This window comes from Shimia sp. MIT1388 (assembly GCF_047124445.1).
GTDB lineage: Bacteria > Pseudomonadota > Alphaproteobacteria > Rhodobacterales > Rhodobacteraceae > Shimia.
Genome location: NZ_CP138921.1, coordinates 2,543,706 through 2,569,689, shown reverse-complemented (window position 1 = coordinate 2,569,689; position 25,984 = coordinate 2,543,706). Strand labels below are relative to the sequence as shown.

At 56.5% G+C, this 25,984-nt stretch carries 28 protein-coding genes; 20 read left to right on the top strand and 8 right to left on the bottom strand.

Annotated elements, in window-relative coordinates; genetic code table 11:
- Nucleotides 1–6: 6 nt before the first annotated feature.
- Both SIB92_RS12765 and SIB92_RS12760 read right to left on the bottom strand, forming a co-directional pair.
- A complete protein-coding gene (locus tag SIB92_RS12765) occupies nt 7–384 on the bottom strand; it encodes an ArsR/SmtB family transcription factor (protein WP_412552407.1) in 378 nt (125 codons plus the stop codon).
- Between the two features lie 3 nt (nt 385–387).
- A complete protein-coding gene (locus SIB92_RS12760) occupies nt 388–693 on the bottom strand; it encodes a hypothetical protein (RefSeq protein ID WP_412552406.1) in 306 nt (101 codons plus the stop codon).
- Nucleotides 694–849: 156 nt separating this feature from the next.
- Between SIB92_RS12760 and SIB92_RS12755 the strand changes: the two genes are divergently transcribed.
- The 13 genes from SIB92_RS12755 (at nt 850) to hemA (ending at nt 12,586) form a co-directional block, all read left to right on the top strand.
- Complete coding sequence (locus SIB92_RS12755; protein ID WP_412552405.1) at nt 850–1,590, top strand: cytochrome c biogenesis CcdA family protein; 741 nt, start codon at nt 850–852, stop codon at nt 1,588–1,590.
- A 12-nt stretch (nt 1,591–1,602) separates the two neighbouring features.
- Entirely contained in the window at nt 1,603–2,160 is a 558-nt protein-coding gene (locus tag SIB92_RS12750; RefSeq protein WP_412552404.1) for a thioredoxin family protein, read from the top strand.
- A 167-nt stretch (nt 2,161–2,327) separates the two neighbouring features.
- Entirely contained in the window at nt 2,328–2,801 is a 474-nt protein-coding gene (gene soxX, locus SIB92_RS12745) for a sulfur oxidation c-type cytochrome SoxX (protein ID WP_412552403.1), read from the top strand.
- A 24-nt stretch (nt 2,802–2,825) separates the two neighbouring features.
- Nucleotides 2,826–3,248: a thiosulfate oxidation carrier protein SoxY gene (soxY, locus tag SIB92_RS12740; RefSeq protein WP_412552402.1), complete on the top strand. Its 423-nt coding sequence runs from the start codon at nt 2,826–2,828 to the stop codon at nt 3,246–3,248.
- Between the two features lie 22 nt (nt 3,249–3,270).
- A complete protein-coding gene (gene soxZ / locus SIB92_RS12735; protein ID WP_412552401.1) occupies nt 3,271–3,600 on the top strand; it encodes a thiosulfate oxidation carrier complex protein SoxZ in 330 nt (109 codons plus the stop codon).
- Between the two features lie 52 nt (nt 3,601–3,652).
- A complete protein-coding gene (gene soxA / locus SIB92_RS12730) occupies nt 3,653–4,480 on the top strand; it encodes a sulfur oxidation c-type cytochrome SoxA (RefSeq protein WP_412555838.1) in 828 nt (275 codons plus the stop codon).
- Nucleotides 4,481–4,566: 86 nt separating this feature from the next.
- Nucleotides 4,567–6,264, top strand: coding sequence for a thiosulfohydrolase SoxB (gene soxB, locus SIB92_RS12725; RefSeq protein ID WP_412552400.1), 1,698 nt, complete (start codon nt 4,567–4,569; stop codon nt 6,262–6,264).
- A 21-nt stretch (nt 6,265–6,285) separates the two neighbouring features.
- Nucleotides 6,286–7,548, top strand: coding sequence for a sulfite dehydrogenase (gene soxC / locus SIB92_RS12720; protein ID WP_412552399.1), 1,263 nt, complete (start codon nt 6,286–6,288; stop codon nt 7,546–7,548).
- Nucleotides 7,532–8,857 (top strand): c-type cytochrome, encoded by a 1,326-nt coding sequence (locus tag SIB92_RS12715; RefSeq protein ID WP_412552398.1) that lies wholly within the window; start codon nt 7,532–7,534, stop codon nt 8,855–8,857. The genes soxC and SIB92_RS12715 overlap by 17 nt, the downstream gene beginning before the upstream one ends.
- Before the next feature lie 53 nt (nt 8,858–8,910).
- Complete coding sequence (locus SIB92_RS12710) at nt 8,911–9,570, top strand: c-type cytochrome (RefSeq protein WP_412552397.1); 660 nt, start codon at nt 8,911–8,913, stop codon at nt 9,568–9,570.
- 21 nt (nt 9,571–9,591) lie between these two features.
- The gene (locus SIB92_RS12705; protein WP_412552396.1) at nt 9,592–10,848 is read left to right on the top strand and encodes an FCSD flavin-binding domain-containing protein; all 1,257 of its coding nucleotides are present in this window, start codon (nt 9,592–9,594) and stop codon (nt 10,846–10,848) included.
- A gap of 80 nt (nt 10,849–10,928) precedes the next feature.
- Nucleotides 10,929–11,357 (top strand): DUF302 domain-containing protein, encoded by a 429-nt coding sequence (locus SIB92_RS12700; protein ID WP_412552395.1) that lies wholly within the window; start codon nt 10,929–10,931, stop codon nt 11,355–11,357.
- 11 nt (nt 11,358–11,368) lie between these two features.
- A complete protein-coding gene (gene hemA / locus SIB92_RS12695) occupies nt 11,369–12,586 on the top strand; it encodes a 5-aminolevulinate synthase (RefSeq protein WP_412552394.1) in 1,218 nt (405 codons plus the stop codon).
- A 4-nt stretch (nt 12,587–12,590) separates the two neighbouring features.
- Here hemA and SIB92_RS12690 read toward each other — a convergent pair whose 3' ends face one another.
- From SIB92_RS12690 to SIB92_RS12670, 5 genes are all read right to left on the bottom strand, one after another.
- Nucleotides 12,591–13,634 (bottom strand): YeeE/YedE family protein, encoded by a 1,044-nt coding sequence (locus SIB92_RS12690; RefSeq protein ID WP_412552393.1) that lies wholly within the window; start codon nt 13,632–13,634, stop codon nt 12,591–12,593.
- 41 nt (nt 13,635–13,675) lie between these two features.
- Nucleotides 13,676–14,635, bottom strand: a complete 960-nt coding sequence (locus tag SIB92_RS12685) for an MBL fold metallo-hydrolase (RefSeq protein ID WP_412552392.1) — start codon at nt 14,633–14,635, stop codon at nt 13,676–13,678.
- A complete protein-coding gene (locus SIB92_RS12680; protein ID WP_412552391.1) occupies nt 14,632–15,549 on the bottom strand; it encodes an MBL fold metallo-hydrolase in 918 nt (305 codons plus the stop codon). The genes SIB92_RS12685 and SIB92_RS12680 overlap by 4 nt, the downstream gene beginning before the upstream one ends.
- 881 nt (nt 15,550–16,430) lie before the next feature.
- On the bottom strand, nt 16,431–17,537 hold the full coding sequence (locus tag SIB92_RS12675) for a Gfo/Idh/MocA family protein (protein WP_412552390.1): 1,107 nt from the start codon (nt 17,535–17,537) through the stop codon (nt 16,431–16,433).
- Nucleotides 17,538–17,545: 8 nt separating this feature from the next.
- Nucleotides 17,546–18,256, bottom strand: coding sequence for a GntR family transcriptional regulator (locus tag SIB92_RS12670; protein ID WP_412552389.1), 711 nt, complete (start codon nt 18,254–18,256; stop codon nt 17,546–17,548).
- Nucleotides 18,257–18,346: 90 nt separating this feature from the next.
- Between SIB92_RS12670 and SIB92_RS12665 the strand changes: the two genes are divergently transcribed.
- Genes SIB92_RS12665 through dctP form a run of 6 tightly spaced genes read left to right on the top strand, consistent with a single transcriptional unit; the run spans nt 18,347 to nt 24,127 of the window.
- Nucleotides 18,347–19,501 (top strand): LLM class flavin-dependent oxidoreductase, encoded by a 1,155-nt coding sequence (locus tag SIB92_RS12665; protein WP_412552388.1) that lies wholly within the window; start codon nt 18,347–18,349, stop codon nt 19,499–19,501.
- Nucleotides 19,501–20,391 carry an aldo/keto reductase gene (locus SIB92_RS12660; RefSeq protein WP_412552387.1) on the top strand — a complete coding sequence of 297 codons (891 nt, stop codon included), beginning with the start codon at nt 19,501–19,503 and terminating at the stop codon, nt 20,389–20,391. Before SIB92_RS12665 ends, SIB92_RS12660 begins: the two co-directional genes overlap by 1 nt.
- Nucleotides 20,391–20,915, top strand: coding sequence for a flavin reductase family protein (locus SIB92_RS12655; protein ID WP_412552386.1), 525 nt, complete (start codon nt 20,391–20,393; stop codon nt 20,913–20,915). Before SIB92_RS12660 ends, SIB92_RS12655 begins: the two co-directional genes overlap by 1 nt.
- Nucleotides 20,916–20,972: 57 nt before the next feature.
- Nucleotides 20,973–21,563: a TRAP transporter small permease gene (locus SIB92_RS12650; protein WP_412552385.1), complete on the top strand. Its 591-nt coding sequence runs from the start codon at nt 20,973–20,975 to the stop codon at nt 21,561–21,563.
- Complete coding sequence (locus tag SIB92_RS12645) at nt 21,563–23,032, top strand: TRAP transporter large permease (RefSeq protein ID WP_412552384.1); 1,470 nt, start codon at nt 21,563–21,565, stop codon at nt 23,030–23,032. The genes SIB92_RS12650 and SIB92_RS12645 overlap by 1 nt, the downstream gene beginning before the upstream one ends.
- A gap of 36 nt (nt 23,033–23,068) precedes the next feature.
- Nucleotides 23,069–24,127 (top strand): TRAP transporter substrate-binding protein DctP, encoded by a 1,059-nt coding sequence (gene dctP, locus SIB92_RS12640; RefSeq protein WP_412552383.1) that lies wholly within the window; start codon nt 23,069–23,071, stop codon nt 24,125–24,127.
- Nucleotides 24,128–24,175: 48 nt separating this feature from the next.
- Here dctP and SIB92_RS12635 read toward each other — a convergent pair whose 3' ends face one another.
- Nucleotides 24,176–24,640: a tetratricopeptide repeat protein gene (locus SIB92_RS12635; RefSeq protein ID WP_412555837.1), complete on the bottom strand. Its 465-nt coding sequence runs from the start codon at nt 24,638–24,640 to the stop codon at nt 24,176–24,178.
- 18 nt (nt 24,641–24,658) lie between these two features.
- Between SIB92_RS12635 and SIB92_RS12630 the strand changes: the two genes are divergently transcribed.
- Nucleotides 24,659–25,978 (top strand): cytochrome-c peroxidase, encoded by a 1,320-nt coding sequence (locus SIB92_RS12630; protein ID WP_412552382.1) that lies wholly within the window; start codon nt 24,659–24,661, stop codon nt 25,976–25,978.
- Nucleotides 25,979–25,984 lie beyond the last annotated feature (6 nt).

The following is a 25,984-nucleotide window of genomic DNA, read 5'->3' as shown; positions in this document are numbered from 1 at the left end:
GCGACCTTAGTCGTCCGCGCAAAAGAGCTCGTAGACCACTTCCATGATTTTGGTGGAGCGGTCATCGACCAAGCTGTAGTAAATTGTCTTACCATCGCGGCGCGGTTTCACCAAACCTTCCAGACGGAGGCGGGACAATTGTTGTGACACGGCAGCCTGTCGCGCGGAGAGCAGGTCCTCCAGCTCGGTGACGGATTTTTCCCCAGACGCCAGCTGGCATAGGATCATCAGTCGGCCTTCGTGGCTGATGGCTTTCAAGAAGTTGGATGCCGCTTGTGCATTGGCCATCATTTTGGCCATGTCTTCAGCGCAGGTGTTTTCGTCAAACACTGGCAGACGCGATGGTCTCGGCTCTTCTGGTGGTGTGGGCTGTGGTTCGGTCATCAGTTAGGTCCCGGAGTTTCGGGGTGGAGGCGTTGCGGTAATGTCGGCCTGTTGCAGCAATTTGGCAAGCAATCCCCAAAAGAAATCTTCGCCAGGGTAGCCTTCGATGCGGCCTACTTCTTGGTCATCGACGATTAATAGGAAAGTTGGCGTGTAAAGAACGCGGCCTTTCAACTCGGCGCTTGGAGTGTCCGCATGAAGATCATAGCGGCGCAGCGGGGCGGCCTTGCCCTCGGCGGTTTTGGGGTAGATCGGCGCGATATCTGCGTTCCATCGCGCACAGTACATGCAGCCCTTCTCCTCGGCCATGAGGAGATATGTGTCAGCGAGGGCTGACAGCGGAAACAAGAATAGGGCGCTTGTCAAAAGCGCCTTTAAGCCGAGCATGGTGGAACTCTTATGTTGACGGAGTCACTAGCCATCAACATAATCTGATATTTGAATTTATCAAGTTTTGAGTCCAAAATGTTGGAAGTAACTCTGGTCGGGGCCTTGGTCGCGGGGCTGCTGTCATTTGCCTCTCCTTGTATTCTGCCAATTGTCCCGTTCTACCTCAGTTATTTGGCGGGCGTGAGCATGTCAGATGTGTCTGTGGAGCCACGGATATCGCCAGACGTTCGGAGGCGGGCGGTGATAAGCGCTTGTTGGTTTGCGCTTGGCGTGATCACGGTCTTCATGGGGTTGGGGGCCACAGCGACGGCCTTTGGGCAGATGGTGCGCGAGTATTTTGACATCCTGCGTTGGGCGGCGGCTGCTTTGATCATCGCCATGGGGCTCCATTTTCTTGGTGTCATACGAATTGGGTTTCTGTATCGCCAGTTTCGCATCGACGCAGGGGACACGGCCAATGTGAGCTACGTCGGCGCGTTTGTCATCGGGTCGGCGTTTGCCTTCGGATGGACGCCTTGTGTCGGGCCAGTGTTAGCGGCGATCTTGTTTACCGCTGCAGGTCAGGAAACGGCCGGGCAAGGCGCGCTGTTGTTGTTCGTTTACGGGGCAGGCATGACGTTGCCTTTTGTGTTGGCAGCCTTTTTTGTCGGACCGTTTATGCGCTGGATGGCGCGGTTTCGACGCCACCTTGGCACCGTTGAGAAACTCATGGGCGGGTTGTTGATTGTGTTCGGTGTGCTGATCGCAACCAACTCTGTCAACGTGATTGCCCAGTGGATGTTGGAAACGGTGCCTTGGTTCCAAGGCGTTGGTTGAGGAGAAAGAGTAATGCGGATTTTGGCGATCTTGGTTTCTATGGTTTTTGCGCTGCCGCTCTTTGCGGCGGAGATGGGGGACGATGGTCTCCACAAAGCGGATTGGATGCGTGACACGTTCAAGGATCTGCGGGAGGACCTCGAAGAAGCCAATTCGGAAGGCAAGCGGCTTTTGCTGCTGATCGAGCAGCGAGGCTGCATCTACTGCAAAAAGATGCACGAGGAGGTGTTTGTGGTGCCGGAGATCGCGGATGTTCTCAGCGAGCGTTACTTCGTTGTACAGATTAACATGTTCGGCGGTGTTGAAGTCACCGATTTTGATGGCACGACCTTGTCGGAAAAGGACATGGTGAAACGCTGGGGCGCATTATTTACACCCAATATGATTTTCCTCCCGGAAGAGGTTTCGGAGGACCTTACCGCTGTTCAGGCTGCCGTGGCCAATATGCCTGGCGCCTTCGGGAAGTACACAACGCTAAATCTCTTAACCTGGGTGCTTGAGCACGGTTACAGCGGGCAAGAGAGCTTCCAAAAGTATCACGCTCGGAAATTTTCGGAGCAGGGCAAATAGGCCCTTAACTCGCTTCCTCTTTGGGTTTAGCGCAACATTATTTCTTGGAATGCTGCAGGTGCAAACAAATGCATAAATTCACGTAAATGAATTTGTTGTTGCGTTCTCGCGATTGTGTGCCGTAGTCTACATCTCACCAAGGCAAAGAATCGACCAAGGGAGGGCACATGAAACGTGCATTGGGAGTGGCCGCAGTTTTGGTGGTCAGCGCGGTTTCGGCGCAAGGCTCTGAGATCACGCCAAGCGACGTTGTGTATGAGGATGGTGCTGTTGCGCAGTCCCTGACAGGTGTCGCGGGCAACGCCGAAGAAGGCGCCAAAATCATGAATAAAGGAGCTGGCAACTGCATTGCCTGTCACGAAGTCACGGCACTGAGCCATTTGCCATTCCATGGTGAAGTCGGACCGATGTTGGACGGCGCGGCGGACCGCTGGAGTGAGGCGGAACTGCGTGGGATCGTGGCCAACGCGAAGATGATGTTCGACGGCACAGTGATGCCGTCCTTCTATAAAACCGACGGCTTTGTGCGTCTGGGCAATGCTTACACTGGCAAGGCTCATGAAGGCGACGTTGACCCGCTTTTGTCTGCGCAGCAGATCGAAGACGTGGTGGCCTATTTGATGACACTCACAGACGAGTGATCCAGAGGACTTGAGGAGAAAAAGATGCAACTGACACGGCGAGATCTGTTGATCATGGGATCGGTTGGCATGGCCACCGCGGCGCTGGGTGTAACCCCTGCGTTGGCATCCCTGACCGATGACGAGATTGCAAAGATCACAGGCGGTGCAGAGGTTGGCGCAGGCGATCTGAGCGTTACAGCGCCTGAGATTGCGGAGAACGGGAATACTGTGCCCATTGAAATCAGCGCCCCCGGTGCGGTGATGGTTGCGGTGTTTGCCGACGGCAACCCAACCCCGAATGTTGTGACATTCAAGTTCGGCTCATTGAACCCAACGCATGCGGCATCGACACGCATTCGTCTGGCCAAAACCCAAAACGTGGTGGCCATTGCGCAGATGGAGGACGGCTCTTTCCAGAAAGCGTCGGCCAACGTGAAAGTGACTATCGGCGGCTGCGGCGGCTGATCCAGAGACAAGGAGAGATATCATGGCATCTGGAGTTAAACCCCGCGTCAAAGTTCCAAAGACAGCTGCGGCTGGAGACAACATCACCATCAAAACCCTGATCAGCCACAAGATGGAAAGTGGCCAGCGTAAAGATGGCGATGGCAATTTAATCCCCCGTTCGATCATCAACCGTTTCACGGCGGATTTTAACGGCGAGAACGTGATTGATGTGACGTTGGAGCCTGCCATTTCGACCAACCCCTATTTCCAGTTTGACGCCACCGTCCCGGAAAGTGGGGAGTTCAAGTTCACCTGGTATGACGATGATGGTGACGTCTACGAGACGACCAAAAAAATCAGCGTCAGCTGATCGTGTGACAGAGGGAGGAGATCACGTGAAGCGAGCAAAAACTTACGCCAGCATGCTGACCATGGCAGTGGCCATGGGCGCGACATCCGTTTGGGCCGATGCTGATGAAGATCAGTTGGTCGTTAACGGTGAGATTGAGATGATCACCGAGGCGGCCGCTGCGGGCCATTTGGAGTACGTGGATACCGTTTACTCCGGGTGGCGGTTCCGGTCGGATGAAACCCAAGCGTTTCAGATGGATGACTTTGACAACCCAGCCATGATCTTTGTGGAAAAAGCGCAAGAGGTCTGGGATACTGTGGATGGCAGTGAGGGCAAAGCCTGCGCAAGCTGCCATGAGGACGTGGAGAGCCTGAGAGGCGTGCGTGCGGTTTATCCTAAGTGGAATGAAACCGCGGGAGAAGTGCGCACGTTGGAAATGCAGGTGAACGACTGTCGCGAAAACCAGATGGGCGCGAAACCGTGGAAGTACACCGGCGGCGACATGGCCAATATGGTTGCGTTGATCTCGTCAGTGTCTCGAGGTCTGCGGATCAGCGTGGCGATTGACGGCCCTGCCCAAGAGGTGTGGGAGAAGGGGAAAGAGATCTACTACACCCGCTATGGTCAGTTGGAACTGTCCTGTGCCAATTGTCATGAGGACAACTACGGCAATATGATCCGCGCTGACCACTTGAGCCAAGGGCAGATCAACGGGTTCCCGACGTACCGTTTGAAAAACACCAAGCTGAACTCTGTGCACGCCCGTTTCAAAGGCTGTGTGCGCGATACCCGTGCGCAAACTTTTTCGCCCGGGTCTGATGAGTTCATCGCGCTGGAACTCTATGTCGCGTCGCGCGGCAACGGGTTGAGCGTGGAAGGACCTTCTGTCCGCAACTGATCCAAAAATTGGGCCCCGTCATGAGGACGGGGCCTTTCTCACGATATATGAATTCACATATGCGAATATAAAGGAAATGGCGTCAGATGATCTCGCGTCGCGACTTTTTGCAAGTTGGAATGGCCGCCTCGGCCCTTGTTGGAGCCTCCGGTTTTGGTAACTGGGCAAGATTGGCGGCGCAGCAAGCGCTGACACAGGATCAATTGCTGGAGTTTCAGACCTACGGCAATGTCTCTCTGATCCACATCACGGACATTCACGCGCAGCTTAAGCCGATTTATTTTCGCGAGCCGTCTGTGAACATTGGGGTGGGCGGAAACAAAGGCGCGGTCCCCCATATCACTGGCGCTGACTTCCGCAAAGCTTACGGCATTGCGGATGGCTCCCCGTCACATTACGCGCTCAGCGCCGGTGATTTCTCCTCACTTGCAAAGGGCTATGGGCGTGTTGGGGGATTGGACCGCGTTGCGACGGTGATCAATGCGATCCGCGCAGATCGTCCCGATGCGATTTTGCTGGACGGTGGCGACACATGGCATGGCTCCTACACCTGTTATCACACGCAGGGTCAGGACATGGTCAACGTCATGAATGCGCTGAAGCCCGATGCGATGACCTTCCATTGGGAGTTCACTTTGGGCAGCGATCGCGTAAATGAGATTGTGTCGAACCTGCCGTTTGCGGCCCTTGGGCAAAATATCTTTGATGCTGAGTGGGACGAGCCAGCGGAGCTGTTCCCGCCTTACACGTTCTTTGAACGTGGTGGCTCGAAGATTGCAGTTATTGGTCAGGCCTTCCCGTATATGCCGATCGCCAACCCTGGCTGGATGTTCCCAGAATACAGCTTTGGCATTCGTGATGAGCACATGCAGAAGATGGTGGATGAGGTGAAAGCCCAAGGCGCGGACTGCGTTGTGGTGCTGTCGCACAATGGTTTCGACGTAGACAAGAAGATGGCTACGGTGGTCAAGGGCATCGATGTGATCCTGTCCGGTCATACCCATGATGCGCTGCCGGAACCTGTGGTATCGGGATCGACCATCATTGTGCCCTCTGGCTCCAACGGCAAATTTGTCAGCCGTGTCGACCTAGATGTGCGTGACGGTAAGATGATGGGGTATCGGCACAAGCTGATCCCGATTTTCTCTGACGTCATTACGCCCGACCCAGAGGTGGCCAAGCTGATCACTGAGCAGCGGGCGCCCTATGAGACCGCCATGAATGAAGTGATCGGACAGACGGACTCGCTGCTGTATCGCCGTGGCAACTTCAATGGCTCTTGGGATGACCTGATCTGTGACGCGCTGATCTCGGAGCGGGATGCGGAGATTGCCATGAGCCCTGGCGTGCGCTGGGGGCCAAGCTTGATCCCAGGTCAGGACATCACGCGCGAAGACATCTGGAATGTGACGTCCATGACCTACGGCGAAGCGTACCGGTCTGAAATGACAGGCGAATTCCTGAAAGTCATTCTGGAGGATGTGGCCGACAACATCTTCAATCCCGACCCATATTACCAGCAAGGTGGCGACATGGTGCGCACAGGTGGGCTTGGATACCGTATCGATATTTCCAAGCCGCAAGGGGAACGCATCTCCAACATGACCCTGCTGAAAACCGGTGAAGCGATTGATCCGGCCAAATCTTACGTCGTCGCGGGCTGGGCCAGCGTGAACGAAGGTACGGAAGGCCCGAAAATTTGGGACGTGGTCGAAAATCACGTTCGGAAACAGGGCACTGTGACGGTGCAAGACAACAACAGCGTCGACGTGGTCGGCGTGTGATGAACTTGGAGACCTTGAGACATGGGTGATACCTCAAAAACATCCCGCCGGGCTTTCCTGAAAGGCAGCGCGGCATTGGCCGCCGGGTCAGTGGCGGGCGCGGCATCGGCGCAAGAGCCTGATCCGCTGATCACAGAGCTACAGGACTGGGCGTCCTACACCGGCGCCGGTGTGGACGAGACGCCTTATGGCATGCCAATCAGCTTTGAGAGCCATGTGGTGCGGCGTAATGTGGAGTGGCTTACGGCCTCGCCAATTTCGTCGATCAATTTCACACCTATCCATGCGTTGGACGGTACGATTACGCCACAGGGCTGCGCCTTTGAGCGGCATCACTCCGGCGCGATTGAGCTGCGCAAAGAAGACTATCGGTTGATGATCAACGGTTTGGTCGACCGGCCGTTGGTCTTTACCTATGAGGACATCGAGCGCTTCCCTCGGGAAAACCACGTCTATTTCTGTGAATGCGCGGCCAACACCGGCATGGAGTGGGCCGGGTCACAGCTCAACGGGGTGCAGTTCACGCATGGCATGATCCACAATATGGAATACACCGGCGTGCCGCTGCGCACGCTTCTTAAAGAGGCTGGTGCCGACATCTCCTTGGATAAATGGGTCTATGTTGAAGGGGCAGATGCGTCTTCAAATGGGCGTTCCATCCCAATGGAGAAAGCACTGGACGATGTGCTGGTGGCGTTCAAGGCGAATGGCGAGGCGCTGCGCATGGAGCATGGCTATCCGGTGCGTTTGGTTGTGCCCGGTTGGGAAGGCAACATGTGGGTCAAATGGCTGCGCCGGATTGAGGTGACAGACATGGCGGTGGAGAGCCGCGAAGAGACCTCGAAATACACTGATGTTTACGAAGATGGCACCGCGCGAAAGTGGACATGGGTGATGGATGCAAAATCCGTCATCACCTCGCCAAGCCCGCAAATGCCGATCAACCACGGCCCTGGGCCGTTGGTGATTTCTGGTCTGGCATGGTCCGGTCATGGGCAAATTACGCGGGTCGACGTGTCCAAAGATGGCGGGATCACGTGGGAAACGGCGCGGCTTGGTAAGCAGGGCGACGCAAAGGCCCTCACGCGGTTTTATCTGGACACCCAATGGGACGGAAAACCGATGTTGCTGCAGGCCCGTGCCATGGATGAAACGGGTTACGTGCAACCGACCAAGGATCAACTGCGCGACGAGCGTGGAGAGAACTCCGTCTATCACAACAATTGTATCCAGACCTGGTATGTCAGCGCTGAAGGGATCGCCGAGAATGTCGAAGTCTCTTAATCAAATTTATCTGCCCGCATTTGGTGGCATCGCACTGACAGCGGCGATTGCCGTGACCGTTGCTAACCGCGACTTTGCGAGGAGCGAGATCGAAACGCTTGAGGATCGCGTGGCGCAGGTGACGGCACATGAGGCAACCGCGCGTGAAACTGCAGAAGTGGCGTCAGCACGAGCTATGGAGCTGGAGGCTAAGATTGCCGAGGTTCAAGCGGCGGCAGCGGAACAAGCAGCCATGCCCGCCAATATGACTGCGCCAGCGCCTCAAAATGATGCGCCCTTCGGGATTGGTCGCGTTGCTTTGACGGAGGAACTCGCCGCCTGGGACGTGGATGTTCTGCCGGATGGGCGCGGCTTGCCGGAAGGCAAAGGTGACGTTTGGACCGGGGAAGAGGTCTTTGTGGACCGTTGTGGCTCTTGTCATGGAGATTTTGCTGAAGGCGTGGACAACTGGCCGGTATTGGCGGGCGGGTTTGACACATTGTCGGACGAAGATCCGGTCAAGACCGTTGGGTCGTACTGGCCACATCTTTCGACAGCTTGGGACTATATTTCGCGTTCTATGCCATTTGGCGAAGCTGGGACCCTTACAGCGGATGAGACCTACGCGATTGTGGCTTACATCCTCTATTCCAACGATCTGGTAGATGACGACTTTGAGCTGAACCACGAGAACTTTGCCGACTTCAACATGTACAACATGGAAGGCTTTGTGATCGATGATCGCCCGGCGCTGGAATATGCGAAGTGGCGCGTGGAGCCTTGCATGCAGAACTGTAAGGAGTCTGTTGATGTCACCATGCGGTCGGTGTTTCTTGTCGAAACGCCACCGGAAGGCGGGTCGAATTCAGTGATGAATCAGGCAACCGTCGATGGTTTGCCGAGCTTTACGTCAAAGGGGGCGGATTTTGTACCTGCCGCCACGCCACAGCTTGAAGAAGAGGCCAACGCGGCCACGGCACCTCAGTCCTCGGAAAAGCAAGATGCGAACATCGATTTAGCAGTCGCAGGCAAAAAGGTGTTTAAGAAGTGCGCGGCCTGTCACCAAGTTGGGGACGGGGCCAAGAATAAGACTGGTCCGGTTCTGACCGGGATTATGGGGCGGCAATTCGGAAGTGTGGAAGGCTTCAAATACTCCAAGGTGTTTCAGGCGGCTGCTGAAGAGGGGCGGATCTGGGATGACGCGGAGATGGCTGCTTTCTTGGCGAAACCCAAGACCCACATGAAAGGCACCAAAATGAGCTTCTCGGGCCTAAAAAAGGAAAGTGATCAGGCGGCGATCATTGCCTATCTCGAGAGCTTTGACGGGTGATTGGACGGTATCGACATAGGTTTGGCGCTGTTTCGCTGGCCGTCTTTGTGAGCGTGGGCAACATAGCTTTCGCGCAGAGTGGCGATGTGATTGCCGGTGAGAAGGTGTTCAAACAATGCAAAGGATGCCACCAAGTTGGGCAAGAGGCCAAACACCGGATCGGTCCCCATCTAAACGGACTCTTTGGTCGCAAAGCGGCAGGCTATGAGGATTTCAAGTACTCCAAGAGTTTCCGGCGCGCAGGCGCCGGCGGTTTGGAGTGGCACGCAGATACGCTTGATGCGTTTCTCGAAAACCCAAAGGCCATCGTCAGCGGCACGCGTATGAGTTTTAGAGGGCTGAAAGACGCACAAGATCGCACGGATCTCTTGGCATATTTGCGGCTTTACTCCGACAATCCCTCCGACATTCCAGAAGCCGATCCAACCGCGGTAGGCGTGGATCATGATCTTGATCCGGCCATTCTTGCTCTGCAGGGGGATCCTGAGTACGGCGCCTATTTGAGTGGGGAATGCACAACATGCCACCAAGCAGCTGGGGGAGATGATGGCATTCCCTCGATCGTGTTCTGGCCGGAAGACGACTTTGTCGTCGCCATGCATGCTTACAAAAGCAAAAAGCGCGCCCACCCGGTTATGCAGATGATTGCGGGCCGGTTGGGCGACGAGGAGATCGCGGCGCTGGCGGCGTATTTTGCCAACATAGAAGAGTGAATTTTATTGGGAGGTAACGGAATGACTTTGAACAGACGGACGTTTCTGGGAACCGCGGCTGCTGCGGCGTCTTTGCCCGCGCCAATGGTGCGCGCGATGGGAAAACCGCGCGTGGTTGTGGTTGGCGGCGGCGCCGGCGGGGCCACGGCGGCGCGTTACATTGCCAAAGACAGTAAAGGCGCGATTGACGTCACGCTGATTGAGCCAACACGAACCTATTACACCTGCTTCTTCTCCAACCTCTATCTTGGCGGCTTCAAAGAGATCGGTGACATTGGGCACACCTATGGCGGTTTGGCGGCCGGGGGCGTTAATGTGGTACATGATTGGGCCATTGACGTAGACCGTGATGCCAAAACGGTTTCCCTCGCAGGGGGTGCAACCCTGCCATATGACAAGCTGATCCTGAGCCCTGGCATCGATTTTATTGACGGTGCAGTAGAAGGCTGGGATGTGTCGGCGCAGAACAGAATGCCACACGCCTACAAGGCGGGCTCTCAATCAGAGCTGCTGAAAGCGCAGCTTGCGGCGATGCCTGAGGGGGGGGTGTTTGCCATGGTGGCCCCGCCAAACCCTTACCGCTGCCCACCGGGACCGTATGAGCGGGTGTCGATGGTGGCGCATTTCCTGAAGCAGAATAACCCTACCGCCAAAATCATCGTGGCGGATCCAAAGCCAAAGTTCTCCAAAATGGCCTTGTTCCAGGAAGGCTGGGCGAACCACTACGAGGGTATGGTCGATTGGATTGGAGATGACTTTGGGGGCGGCAATGTGTCGGTTGATCCAGATGCGATGACTGTCACGATTGATGGCGAGGAAACCAAAGTTGACGTGTGCAATGTCATTCCAGCAATGAAGGCAGGTCGGATCGCGGAACTCGCTGGGGTGACCGATGGTAACTGGGCTCCTGTGAATGCTGCAGACATGTCCACAAAGGCCGACGCGGATATTTATGTGCTTGGCGATGCCAGCCAACAGGGTGATATGCCCAAGTCGGGCTTTTCGGCCAATTCCCAGGCCAAGGTGTGCGCTAACGCGGTGCGGGGAGCTTTGACCGGCTCCAAGGTGTTCCCGGCCAAGTTCTCCAACACCTGCTGGTCGCTGATCGCACCCAATGACGGTGTGAAGGTTGGAGCGACCTATGAGGCGACCTCCGAAAAAATTGCCAAGGTCGATGGCTTTATCAGCCAGACCGGGGAAAGTGCTGATGTGCGCAAGGCCACCTACATGGAAAGCGAAGGCTGGTACACCGGCATCACCAACGACATGCTGAGCTAACACTACGACCGCTCTGCCCGGTATTGGCTGGGCAGAGCCCAAGCGCGCGAACACTGGACAACACTGAAGGAGAGGAAAGAATGAAATCCTTGATGTATGCACTGCCTTTTGTTTGCGGCTCTATTGCTGCAGCAGATGAGGCCATTACGGTGCCCTTTGACGGCAACTTTGACGATGCCACTTTTGCTGTGGAAAGCGCGATTGTTGGGCAGGGGCTCGTGATCGATTACGTCAGTCATGTGGGGGAGATGCTGAATCGGACCGGCGCGGACGTCGGCAGCGATGTGCAAATCTTCAAAGCCGCCGACATTTTCCTGTTCTGTTCAGCGGTTGTCTCCCGCGAGGTGATGGAAGCCGATCCGATGAACATCGCCCATTGCCCCTATGGGATCTTTGTTGCCGAGAACGAAGAAGGTGTGATGGTCGGGCACCGGGATTACCCGGATGGCGCAATGCAGAAAGTCGAAGATCTGCTTCAGAGTATTGTTGCTGACGCGACATCCAATTGATGGAGATAAACTTGGAGTACCAAGACTTTTTTCGCCGCGCTGTGCAGGATCTGCGCGAAGAGGGGAACTACCGGGTCTTTGCCGAGCTGGAGCGCAAATGCGGGAACTTTCCCGAGGCGCGTCTGCTTGGTCAGGACAATGACGTTTCGATTTGGTGCTCCAATGACTACCTAGGGATGGGGCAGCACCCGAAAGTGCTGTCCGCCATGCATGCGGCGTTGGATCGCTGCGGTGCCGGCGCTGGTGGTACACGCAATATTTCTGGAACGTCTCTTGAACACATAGAGCTGGAACGAGAACTGGGCGACCTGCACGGTAAGGAAGCAGCGCTGTTGTTCACCAGTGGATATGTCTCAAACTGGTCTGCGCTGGGCACTTTGGGAGCCAAAATCCCGGACCTCGTGATCTTGTCGGACGCGCTCAATCATGCGTCGATGATTGAGGGCATTCGTCATTCCGGCGCGCAGAAACGCATCTGGAAACATAACGACCTGTCCGATCTGGAGCGGCATTTGGCGTTGTTGCCGCTAGAGCAACCCAAACTGATCGCCTTTGAAAGTGTGTATTCAATGGATGGGGACATCGCGCCAATCGCGGAGATATGTGATCTCGCGGACCGCTATGGCGCGATGACCTATTTGGATGAGGTGCATGCGGTCGGCCTGTATGGCGCGCGCGGTGGTGGCATTTCCGAGCAAGAAGGTTTGGCAGACCGGTTGACCATAATTGAAGGCACCTTGGGAAAAGCGTTTGGCGTTGCCGGTGGTTACATTTCGGGGTCAGTAGAAGTTGTTGACTTCATAAGGTCCTTTTCCAGCGGTTTTATTTTTACAACATCGCTTCCACCCGCTGTTGCCGCGGGTGCCAGAGCCGCAATCCAGCACTTGAAGGAAAGCGATTGGGAGCGGCAAATGCAGCGGCGTAATGTCAAATCCGTGCGCGCAAAGTTGGATGCCATTGGCGTGCCCCATATTGACAACCCAAGCCACATCATCCCGGTGATGGTGGGGGATCCGGTCAAGTGCAAGTACATCTCTGATCGGCTGCTCGCGGAACATGGGATTTACATTCAGCCGATCAATTATCCGACAGTGCCGAAAGGCACCGAACGGCTGCGGATCACGCCCTCTCCCGTGCATAGCGCGGAAGACATCGCGCATTTGATTGACGCTTTGGAGGCGCTCTGGGCAGAGTGCGCTTTGGCTCGTCAACCGCTTGCCGCGCAATAGTGTGTCAGGCGCGGGACCCTAACGCGACTTTTGTCACTGTGGCCCCAACCCACATGGAAAAGACGGCAAGCCAGGCTGTGACGGAGAGAATGGCGCCGCCGGTGACGCCTGCACCGACCGCGCAGCCACCTGCCAACATAGCTCCAAAGCCCATGAATACACCGCCTAAGAGGTAGCGCTCCATCGGTGTGTTTGGCTCAAATCTCTGAATGCGCGCTTCACCTTTGAGGACGGCGACGGCCAAGGCGCCCAAAAACACGCCGGGAACCAGTCCAGTTCCGAAATTCTGAACCGGCGAGACAGTATTAATCAGCGACATCAGAGTGTCGGTGGATGGACCGGTGAAGGTAACAGATTGCATGGTGACGACCTCGAAGGACGATTGCGCCAGCAGATAGGTAAAAAACCACCCCATCCAAATTGCGCTGCCAACCAAAAATGCACTGATAATTTCGCGGTTTCTGAGGTTTTGGCGTTTCGCGAAAATCAGCGCCGCAAACAGTCCGGCAATCGCGACAATGACCACCACGCCTCTTGGCATCGACAGCACAGTTGATAGCTCCCTTTGTGAGCCGCCAGGCATCGTCCAAAGGCCAAACAGTGTTTCTCTTGCGGGAGACAGAACGCCACGAAGCGCTGCCTGCGCGGTCAGAGTTAACACCAACCCCGTGACGATGGCTCGTAAGTTGCCAGAGGCTGAGAGCACCAGAAGACGACTGGCACATCCGCGTGCAAGGATCATACCGACGCCAAACAAAAGCCCGCCAATCAATGCGCCGGACAGGCTGCCGACGCTGGCAAGTTGGCGCGCTTCCGTCACATCCAGAAGACCAACCCAGATTGAGGTCTGCACGGCAAAAAGGGCAGAGAGAAACACGATCAGCCAGATCGCAAACCGTGGCCCCGCGACTCCAGAGGCCACTTCTGCGGTTGCTGCGCGGAGACAGAACCGAGAGTTGTAAGCGTTTGCGCCAAATACAAGGCCTGTGACCAATCCAATGACCAAAAGGAGTGTGGGCTCCCCAAACTGGTCAATCAGAGTTTCCATTATGTCCGTCCAGATCTCGCGCGTTTCCGGGGGAGAGAGGGTTACTCAAATTCCATTTGTTCGTAGACACGCCCGGCGTTCTTGGTCGCCAGCTCTTCGAAAGTATCGAGGTTGGCATAGGGCGATTGGTCGACGTAATAGGCGTCGGCAAGATCGCCACCAGCGTCCAAGTGCGCCCCCACTTTTTCGCGCAGATAAACCAGATAGTCGCGCGTGTAACGACGGACCTGATCCATATTTGTCGGATGGCCGTGACCGGGTATTACATAGGTGGCTTTCAGCGGCTCAAAGGCGGTGTCCCACGTTTCCAGCCAATCTGCGGTCATGGTATCCTCAAAAATCGGCAGCATACGCTCGTGAAATGCCATGTCTCCTGCAATGACCAAGCTCTGTTCTGGCAACCAAACGGAGATGTCGCCGGGGCTGTGTGCGGGACCAAGGTGCAGCACTTCTATCCGAAAATCGCCCATCTCCACGATATGGGTCTCAGAGAAGGTTTCAGTTGGGCTCACCACAGTGGTGCCTTCCGCCTTGTCGCGGTTGTAGCGCTTCATGCCTTCCAAAATCTGCGGCCCATATTCTGCAATCTCGTGGGCTGCGTCTTCATGTGCCAGAATTGGAACGCCTTGCTCTGCCCAGTAAGCATTGCCCAACATGGCGTGCCCTTGACCGTTTTCGTTGATCACGAGCTTTACAGGCTGGTCGGTTACGGCCTTGATTTCCGTGTGCAGGGCTGCCGCCAAGATGTAAGCGGCGCCACCGTTCACCACCACGACGCCGTCGCCGGTGACGATGAAGCTGAGGTTGTTGTTGTGGCCTGTGTTTTCATAGGTCGGCGGCGCAGTTGCCCCAATCGCCGACCAAACATGAGGGATCACTTCGACCGGTTTGGAATACAGTGGAGAGCCAGGGTATTGATCTGCAATGTCCTCATTAGCCAGGGCAATGGACGCAAGGCTGGCTATACATGCCGTCGCGAACAAATAGGATTTGCTCGTCATGTTGTTTCCTCAATGAATTTGTACCCAGACGATGTTTTATCCAATCGGCCCAAACCCTTACCTGGAAAGTGAAAGCCAACAACGGACAAGTTGTCTGCCGTTATTCGATCAAAAAGTGCCAACCGTGTTCGGATGCCAAGGTCTGCATCCTGATCGGAGCCGCTGGGCCATTCCGGTTTTTGAAAGGCCAAGTGGTGGTTGGCTATAGCATCGCCAATAATGAGGCTAGCTTCATTGCCGGAGCGCACTTCAAAGCTCATGTGACCAGGGGTGTGTCCATACGTGGCAACGGCCGAAATGCCGCTAACCACTTCTTCTCCGTCCTCAAACCGTTCGAAGACATCTTCCATCATTTCGAATCGCCGCCGGGCGCCCGCGGCAAACGTCATGCGGGATTGCCCTATGGAATGGACGGTATCTGGGTCCCACCAATAGTCCCATTCTTTGCGGCCAATAAGGTGGGCGGCGTTGGCAAAAACCGGTTCGTCAAAATCGTCCAGCAAGCCCCAGATATGGTCAGGATGCGCATGGGTGATCAGAACGTGTGTGACGTCTTCTGGGGCCACTCCAATGGCCGATAAGCTGTCCAATAAAGTACCTGCCGAGGGCATAAAATCAGGTCCGGCCCCCACATCAAAAAGCACCGTGTTTGTGCCGTCTTGATAGATGGAAACATTGCAGCTTGGGCGCACTTGATCTCCGGAGATTCCGTGATCACGTAGAATTTCGGTGGCTTTTGCCGACGGGTTGGAGCCGATGGCAAAGCTGAGTGGTAGGACGAGGTGACCGTCGCTGATGGTTGTCAGGCTCGCTCTGCCGAGGGAGATTTTTGAGAAAACCGGTGGCGCCAGCACTGAAAGCCCACCTGTTACGGACGCACGTTGCAAGAACTGTCGTCTTGAAAATGTTCGCATTGTGCCACCACCCTTCAGCTCTCACGCATCATACACATTGTGATATATGATTTTATGATTTCATGAAAGAGATCTTTCTTCGTGAGGCAGCCTTAGCTTCACTCTCCCGCTGAGCTCTCAGCCAGGGGAGGGCGAACAAGGGCACCGGCTCAAACCTTTTCCTAAATATAGGGGCGGACCACCTTTTAAGGGAAGGAACAGGTGGGCGGTTATCTCGACGAAATCGTCGTAACAAGCTTCGCGCTTTTGTAGGCTTCAGGCGATGCGGAAGACCTGAATACGGGACACAACGCAGCAGGCAAGGCAGAGACCCTCCGCCCGCACCAGCAGCACGAACAGCTGATTGCCGAACTGTTCAAACCCCATTCAACCGAAATCGCAGCCTAGGGGCTAACGATCGACAGGGGGCACATTTCATCGTATCCGTGATCGAGGGCTGAACCGACCAAGCGGAGGTTCGCGACTGGTGCAGCATCCGGCAAAGAGGGCTCTTCACCGCCGTTTGCTGCGGGATGCACCGATGGCGGCTCGGGGGCGGAAACGTCACGGTATGGCCACGGGGTCTTGTTGGCAGAAGGGGCGCTTTTTTTATGTAGCTACAACGTAAATGGAATTCGGATTGTCAAACTAAAGGATGGATTGAAAATCCTCGTGTCGGTGGTTCGATTCCGCCCCCGGGCACCACTTTTCAAGCAATGAAACTTGGTTCGGCAATCGTATTTGCCCTTCTGTCGAAGAGCGTATGCCAGTTGACGTGACATCCTCATGCGTGACGATGTTTTGGTTTGGGGTCTTTTGTCTCGCCAGTCACTCGACGAAGGTGATCGGCGCATGGGGCGTTGGCGTTGCAGTGCCAAACGAAAACCATGCGCCAGGGCCGTTTAGCTTATCTCCGACATCTCGACAGACCGCTTCTCTTGGATGGATGTTTGCGCTGCGATGCCCATCAGGACAGCCATTTTCCCGTCGGTCAGGCTCACCTCGGGCGTGGACCGCTCGCCGCGCACCAACTCCAGAAAATACTTGTGTTGGTAAAAGGTTGAGCCATTGTGGTCGCCCGCATCGAGGATGTCCGGATCCACAGGGATTTCCTTTTCAATCGGCCCCTTGGGCGCACGCGGAGACAGGATGAGCTTGGGGGTAGGCGCTGCGCCAAGGTGCGCAGGCCAGAAGCGGCCCGGCCCTGGAACCAGCGCTTCGATTTTGCCTGTTGGACCGACGGCCGCGATTTCTTCCTGATACTCGGCACCTTCGGCAAACATGCACAGTTCGAGCATCGCGCGGGCGCCGTTTTCGAAATCGACGATGACATATCCATTGTCGAGAATGTCTGGCACTTGCCCGTCATAGCTTTCGTTGAGATGGTTGGCGTCCTGTCCGCCGGAGGCCATCACGCGCACCGGCTCTGATCCAAGCGTCAGGCGCATGAGGTCAAAGAAGTGGCAGCATTTTTCCACAAAGGTGCCGCCGGATTTGGCGTTGAAGCGGTTCCAGTCGTCGACCTTTTCCAGAAAGGGAAAGCGGTGTTCACGGATGGTCAGCATTTTGATGCCGCCGGTAACATCTGCTGCGTTTTCCAGGAATGCCGCGACCGGCGGCATATAGCGATATTCCATCGCAACCCAGGCCGAGGCGGGATAGCTGGCGATGAATTCGTCGATTTGGGCCAGGTCCTGCGGATCCGTGTACAACGGTTTTTCGACGAGGATGGGCAAAGGACGGATTCGGGCGATCTCTTGCAGTTGGGCGACATGGCAGAAATTCGGACTGGCGATCAGTAGGCAGTCTAGGGTGTCCACGGCTAGCAGCTCTTCCAGGCTGTCGACAAACTGCGCATCGGGCGCAAAACGCGCGCTCTCTGTGCGCATTTGGTCGTTGGGTTCGAAGATGGCCCCAACTTCCGTGTTCGGGAGGAGTGCAATGTTGCGCAGATGCTCTTGTCCCATCATGCCGCAGCCGATGATCCCGTAGGTGGTGGGTTTCGTCATAATGCCTCCTAAGTCAGGCGTTGGATGTAGATAGAGTGTTCCGGGTCAAACCAGGTGCGGGAAAACTCGACAGGAGCGCTGGCTTGCGACCAGCTCAGGCGTTCGATGTAGCCAGAAATTTCCCCGGGCGTTTGGCCAAAGGCCTCTGGCGCCCAGTCCGGCACGTGCCCGATGGAGACGCGGTCTTCGGCGCGTCGAATCCAGAAGCCGAGCTGTTTCTGATAATAGTGGTACAGCGACTCCGACAGTTTTGCCGGGTCCACTTTGCCCGCGTCGCCGTCCAACCAGATTTCTTCGACGGCAATCACAACCTCGTCCAGATAGCGCAGCCTGCGAATCCGTGTGCCGTGATTCGACGTGCCGAAGGCTGGCAGATCGGAAGGCTTCTCCATGTCATGCACCGAGAGGATGTCCGCGGTGGGCAATCCGCCCCCTTCAGGCAACTCCAATCGGAACATGGAGTAGACGCTGCGCCCGCTTTGGGTGGCGCGCACGTAGTTACCGGACCCTTGAACGCGCTCCAGCATGCCTTGCTTCTCCAGCTCGGCAAGGGATTTGCGCAGTGTACGCACGGTGGTTCCGTATTGCTTGGCCAGCTCGCGTTCAGGCGGCAAGCGCTCTCCGTCCACCAGACGGCCAGCCGCGATCTCTCGGATCAGGGTTTCACTGATCTGCAAATAGAGCGGCAGGGCCGAACTGGAGAGGTCTGGATTTGACATAGATCATCCCGAAAATTGATACACCATTGATCTACATCAAATCGCAGTTTATTCAAGGGGTAAGGAAAACGAGATTTTGGGAGGAACTCGATGACCGTCGTGCCGGTGACATCTGCGGATTTGGATGCAGTAGAAGTGTCGTGGTTTGCCGCGCTGTGTTCAGACGATTACCAGTTCCTTGGCGTGCCAGATGGCGATCTGCGGTCGTCCTGGGCGCATTGCTCGAGCATCGTGAAAGAGGCGGAAGCACAAGGCTTTCGCAACATTCTATGCCCGTCTTCTTATCAGGTGGGGCAGGATACGCTGAGCTTTGTGGCGGGGTGCGCGCCGATCACCAGCAAGATCAACATGCTGGCTGCCGTGCGCTGTGGAGAGATGCAGCCGATCATGCTGGCGCGTACGCTGGCGACGTTGGACCACATGTTGGAAGGTCGGCTGACCGTGAACATCATCTCGTCCGACTTTCCCGGTGAAAAGGCCGAGAGCAGCTATCGCTACCAGCGCTCGCGGGAAGTTGTCGAGATTCTCAAACAAGCTTGGACCCAGGGTGAAATCAACCACGCGGGTGAGGTCTACAACTTCCAGGGCCTGACAACCGATCCTGTGGTTCCGTATCAGACTGGTGGGCCATTGCTGTATTTTGGTGGCTATTCGCCAGATGCATTGGAGCTCTGCGGGCAGCATTGCGATGTGTATCTGATGTGGCCGGAGAAGATGGACGAGTTGGCCGGGCGTATGAAGGCGGTGAACGCGGTGGCGGAGCGCTATGGCCGGACACTCGACTATGGCTTGCGCGTGCATGTGATTGTCCGCGACACCGAGGCTGAAGCACGCGAATATGCGGACTACATTGTGTCTAAGCTCGATGACGAGCAGGGACGCGCCATCCGCGAACGTGCGCTGGACGCCAAGTCTCTGGGTGTGTCGCATCAGGCAAAGAACCGCGATGTGGCCGACGACGATGGCTTTATCGAGCCACATCTCTGGACCGGCGTGGGCCGGGCGCGATCTGGCTGCGGTGCGGCATTGGTCGGGTCGACCGATCAGGTTTTGTCCAAGCTTGAGGCCTATAAGAAGATGGGGATGCGGGCGTTCGTTTTGTCAGGCTACCCGCATGTGGATGAGGCCAAGCATTTTGGCGCCCGCGTGATGCCGCATCTCAACACTGTATCGCTGCCCCATGCCTATGGGCGCGTGCCGGCATCCACACCGCAAACCCCCCTTGGTATCGGAGAACGTCGCTGATGAACCGTGTGGAGATCGCAAACGGGATGACTTTCAGCCGTCTGGTATATGGCACGTGGCGTGTGGGCGATGATGCGGACACGTCACCCGAATACGTAGAGGCAAAAATCCAAGCCTGTCTGGATCAAGGGATCACGACCATTGATCAGGCGGACATCTATGGCGACTACGGTGCCGAGGCCGTGCTGGGCGGGGCGCTAAAAGCCAACCCGGCGTTGCGCAATCAGATCGAGATTGTGACAAAGTGCGATATCGTCGCACCTATCGGGATTTATGCCGACAAGCCGGTCAAATACTACGACACGTCGCGCGCCCACATCGAAGCCTCGGTGAACCGGTCATTGAGTGAGATGGGTGTTGATCATGTGGATCTTCTGTTGATCCACCGCCCCGATCCGTTGATGGACCACAACGAAACCGGGGCGGTGCTGGATGAGCTGGTGGCGTCAGGCAAGGTGCGCGCTGTCGGCGTCTCCAACTTCCGCCCCTGGGATTGGCAGCTCTTGCAGTCGGCGATGAAGACGCCGCTGGCCACTAACCAAATTGAGATCTCACTGGCGGAACTGTCTCCGTTCACAAATGGGGATTTGGCCTTTCATCAGCAACATGATCAGCCTGTTATGGCATGGTCGCCGCTCGGTGGCGGCAGCTTGATGACCGGAACAGGGGATGTGGCGGACCGTTTGGACCGAATTGCGGCAGAGCAGGGCGTGGATCGCGCGGCTGTGGCCGTGGCGTTCCTGTTGCGCCATCCGGCCCGTATCCTGCCGGTTCTGGGCACCAACAACCTTGATCGTATCAAGATGATTTCGGACGCCGAGAAGGTCATGCTGGACCGCGAAACCTGGTTCTCTCTCTACGAAGCCGCGCTCGGCAAGGAGGTCCCATGATGTCTGCTCACACTGTCGGGGGAAAGCTCAGCTTTGTGCCCGACCCGAACAACACACGATTGCTGCGGGACGCGTTTGGACGGTTTGCCACCGGGGTGACCATTGTCACGGCCGCATCGGAAAACGGTCCAGTGGCCATCACCGCCAACAGTTTTTCTTCGGTGTCGTTGACCCCGCCTCTGGTGCTGTGGTCCCCTGACAAGAACTCGCGCCGGTTTCCGCATTTTGAGCGCGCAACCCACTATGCGATCCACGTGCTGTCGGCCGAACAGGATGACCTCTGCTGGACGGTTGCCAAAGATGCCTTTGGCTTGGCGGATGTGGCGCACCAGGTGAATGACTGGGGCGTGCCTGTTCTGGACAATTGCCTCGCACGGTTCGAATGCACCCGGTCCGCGATCTACGAAGGCGGTGATCACGCGATTGTTCTTGGACATGTTGACCGCGCGACCATGCGCGAAGACGGAGATGCACTGACTTTCTACAAGGGCCAAATGGGCCAGATTGCCGCCGTAAAACAATAAGATCGGCGGCCTGCATTCTGAAGAGGACAGAATGCAAAACGGGAGGAGAAGAACACGATGAAGGCAGTCTTTGCTGTCTTGAATCTGTTGCGTCCACTGAACTCCGGACTGTTGGCAGTCGGGCGTTGGCTGGGCGTTTTCGCCATTGGCGTGATGGTCGCGGCGATCCTGATCCAAGTCTTCTTTCGCTACGTGTTGGGCAGTGCATTGCCCTGGCCTGACGAGGCCGCACGCTTCTTCATGTTGTGGATGACAGGCCTGATGGCGCCCACAGCGTTCCGCAATGGCGGCTTTGTTGCGATCGACTTCATTGATGCGGTGATCAAGGGCAAAGCGATGCATCTTTTGCAGTTTGTCTTGCTGTTGATCAGCCTGACCGTGCTGATCGTCGGGGTGCAGATCGGCTACAAGGAGGTCACCGGGCTTGGGGGGCGTTTCGCCACCGCGTCTCTGTATCTGCCGACCTCTCTGACGTTTGATGAGTGGTACCGGATCCCGCGCAGTTGGATGATGCTGTCCCTTCTGGTGGGCATCGTGTTGTTGATCCTGGTGAACATCGAGCTGTTGCTGGAGCGCTTTGTCCGGCTTCTGGGCATGGGGGACCGCCTGCCAGCGCGGTCAGGCCTGACCATCGGAGGGTCTGAATAATGCTGATCTGGTTCCTTCCGCTGTTTCTGTTCCTTCTTTTGGTGGGGCTGCCGGTGTTTTTCTGCCTTCTGGCTGCGCCCGGCGCGTTGCTTTGGCTCAACGGGCAAGAGCGCGACATCACGTTGCTGTACCGGAACCTCTATAACGGCATGGACAGCTTCCCCCTGATGGCTATCCCGTTCTTTATGCTGGCGGGCGAGTTGATGAACCGGGGCGGGATCACCGTGCGTCTGGTTGAGTTCTCACAAGCTTTGATGGGCCATTTGCGGGGCGGGCTTGCACAGGTAAATATCCTGTCATCGATCCTGTTTGCCGGGCTGTCGGGTTCGGCGGTCGCAGACACTTCTGCGCTTGGCTCCATGCTGATCCCGGCGATGGAGCGTGAAGGCTACACCCGGAAATTTGCCGCCGCCGTGACCGCCGCGAGTTCTGTTATTGGGCCGATCATTCCGCCTTCAGGCATCATGATCATCTACGCCTACGTCATGGGCGAAAGCGTCGCCGCGTTGTTCCTGGCAGGCATTGTCCCGGGCATTCTGGTGGGCGTTGGCCTGATGGTGATGGTCCGTGTCATGGCCGACAAATACGATCTGCCTGCGGCGCGCCGTGTCACGTTTGAGAACGTCGAGATCGGCGGTCTGGAAAGTTGGGTATCCTTTGTCTTGGTGCGGCTGAACCTCGGGCTTTTGCTGGCGCAATTTGCTCCGGCGGCTGACACAACCCTGTCCAAGTGGCTGACCTTCCTGGGCGCGGTGCTTCTGGCGCATGGGTTGATGCTGGGGCTGCGCCGCATGGTCAGCCCGGAGTTTCGCACGGTCTGCAAACGCGCGGTGGTGCCACTGCAGACGCCAATCCTGATCCTTGGTGGCATTTTGGCGGGTGTGTTCACACCAACAGAGGCCGCAGCGGTTGCGGTTGCCTATGCGCTGTTGGTCGGATTCTTGGTGCTACGGACCATGAAGTTGAAAGACTTGCCAGAGGTTTTCACCCGTGCCGGGATCACCTCCGCTGTGGTGCTGTTGTTGGTGGGTGCGGCCATGTCGTTCAAAACAGTGGTCAGCCTCAGCCACGCGCCGGAAATTCTGGCCGAGTTCATTCTGACCTTGTCGGAGAACCCTCTGATCCTGCTGTTCTTGATCAACCTGCTGCTCTTCGTGGTGGGCATGTTTCTGGACGCGGGCCCCGCGATCATCATTCTTGGCCCCATTTTGGCGCCGGTCTTTGAAGGGCTTGGGGTCGAGTCCGTACACTTTGCCATCATCATGTGCGTGAACCTGACCGTGGGCTTGGCCACGCCCCCCATGGGGCTTGTGCTTTTTGTCGCCGCCTCTGTCTCGCACGAACGGGTGACGACCATTGCCAAAGCCATCCTACCATTCTTGGCAGTCGAGGTCGCAGTGATCTTCTTGATCACCTTTGTGCCCGAAATCTCTCTGACCATTCCGAAGCTAACGGGGTTCTTGAACTGACACCAAAATAACGACGTGCAACAGGAGGAAACACGCATGTTTATGAAACTGGCAAAGACGGTGGCACTGTCGGCCTTGATGGCTGGCACTGCGCTGACAGCGAGTGCGGCCGATTACACGATCCGCGCAACAGCAAACTCGAATGAAAATGATGAAGACTATGACGGCCTTGTTGTCTTCAAAAACTATGTCGAAGCGGCCTCTAACGGCGCCATCGAAGTGGAGCTATTTATCGGCACACAGCTGTGCTCCAACGGCGCCGAATGCCTTCAGGGCGTGGCGGATGGGTCCATTGACGTTTACATCTCGACCTCTGGTGGCGCGTCCGGTCTGTTCCCCTATGTGCAAGTTCTCGATCTGCCATATCTGATGGCGGACGACCGCATTGCGGAACATGTGCTGTCTGGCGAATTCACCCGCAAAATGCGCGCGATGGCGTTGGAGGACAGCGGCGACGCAATCCGCCTGATGACCATCGGCAACACCGGTGGCTGGCGCAATTTTGCCAACACCAAACGTCGTGTGGCGGCACCTGCCGATATGGAAGGTCTGAAGATCCGGACTGTTGTGGCTGACCTGCCGCAGGAGCTTGTGAAAGCGCTGGGCGCGTCCCCCACGCCAATCCCATGGCCTGAACTGTTCACCAGCTTCCAGACTGGTGTTGTTGAAGGCTCCAAAAACGGCATCACCGACATCATGGGCATGAAGTTCCCAGATGCGGGTCTGCAGTATGTGACCTTGGATGGCCACGCCTACATGGGCGCGCTGTGGTGGATGTCGAACCAGACGTTCATGGACATGCCAGAAGACATGCGCCGCGTGGTGGTGGACGGGTTCTACGCCCTGCAGCAGGCCACCTTTGCATCGCCAAAGCGCAAGTCGATCCAGGCCTATGAAGACTTCGTTGCCGGTGGCGGGGACCTGTATGTTCCAACCCCAGCAGAGAAAGATGCGTTCAAACAGGCGGCTTCCCCAGTTTATGACTGGTTCAAATCCAACGTGACCCGTGGCGATGAGGTGTTCTCTGCACTGACTGATGCTGTTGCCGCAGCAGAAGCGGACGTGAACGGCGCGCGTGACGCAGACCTGAACTAAGCACAATCGGCGCGGGGGCAGACCCTCGCGCCGTCTTTTGTCCGGCAGTTACCGGAACGGATACATCCACACGCGGTAGTCCTCGACCAGAATATGCGCTTTATCAATCTCTTCCTTGGTCATTTTCTTCACAACCTCTTCAAGGCTGATCGCCGCGTCGGGATCACCGCCGATCGCCGACAGCGTGTACCACATGTATGCCCGGACCAAATCCGGCGCGGGCATGCCGCGCCCGACCTCATAGTACCAGCCAATTCCGGATTGCGCGCCGGGGTGACCTTTCATTGCGCTGCGCAGATACCATTCAAACGCGCGCTGATCATCCCGCTCAACGCCAAGTCCCATCGCATACATCACGCCGATCAGTTCCTCAGCATCGGCATTGCCGGAACGGGCCGCCGGCCACATCGCTTCACGCGCGGCTTCAAAATCCCCGGCCTCCATAAGATCGCGCGCGGCTTCAATTTCGGCGAGGCCAAATTGGGTCGTTCCCACGACCAACGCGGCCGCCATAAGAAGCTTTTTTGTAGGGTGTCGCATGCGCTCTCCGTGATCCTGTTTGCCGCCCCGACTTTTGCCGAATTGCCTGCGTTGCCAACACCACTGAGTGCCAGTGACTTCATGGTGGTGGATGCAGAAAAGGCGGAACTGGGACGCCTGTTATTTTACGACAAGATCCTGTCCGGGAACAGAAATATCAGCTGCGGAACCTGCCATCACCCGAGATTTGGAACCTCTGATGGATTGTCGCTCGGATTGGGGGAAGGCGGGCATGGACTTGGGCCGGATCGGGTCTCCGATATGGGGGCAAACAAGGTCCAGAAACGCATTCCGCGCAATGCGCCCGCGCTATGGAATTTGGGTGCCATCACCATCGACACGTTGATGCATGATGGCCGGGTCAGCGTGGACCCCATATTTGGAAATGGCTTCAACACGCCCGCCGAAGAGTGGCTTCCCGATGGGCTAAAGTCAGTTCTGGCGGCGCAGGCACTTTTCCCTATGACATCCGGGTTTGAGATGGCCGGGAATGTTGGCGAAAACGAGGTTGTTGGTGCCACGCGGGATCGGATCGACGCGGCTTGGCCGATCATCGCGAAACGCGTCAGGACGCTGCCGGACTATGGTGCCAAATTTGTCTCGGCATTTGACGAGATTGAGGCGAGCGAAGAGGTGACGATTGTCCAAATCACCGATGCTTTAGCGCATTTCATGGTGCAAGACTTTACGTCCTTTGACAGCCCGTTTGATGCTTATTTGGCGGGGGATGATCAGGCTCTATCCGCCGTGCAAGTTCAAGGCATGGAATTGTTTTTCGGCAAGGCGGGATGTAGCCATTGTCACGCTGGAAATTTGTTTTCTAATCAACAGTTTCATGCTCTGGGGCTGCCGGCCTTCGGGCCAGGCCGCACCCGAAGGTTTGACCCTTATGCGCGGGATGTTGGGCGTATGGGGGAAACAGACGACCTTGCGGATGCGTATCGCTTCCGGACGCCGATGCTGAGAAACGTCGCCCTCACAGGGCCTTACGGGCACAACGGCGCGTATCCGACGCTGGAGCGCATGATCCGGCATCACCTCGATCCTCCGGGCGCGCGTGCCACGTGGAAAGCCGAAGATCTGACGTTGCCCGATGTGCCTTGGCTCAGTCCCATCGATTTTGTCATCCAGCAGGACCGTATCGAAATGGCGCGGCATGCCAAGCACCGCGACATTCATATTCCGCCCCGTAGCGATGCTGAGATTGCAGCCTTGGTGGCCTTTCTCGAAAGCCTGACAGGGGCGGAAGCCAAAGCCCAATCTAGCCGCATTCCGGAAGAGGTGCCCAGCGGATTGAAGGTGGACCGGTAACGGGCC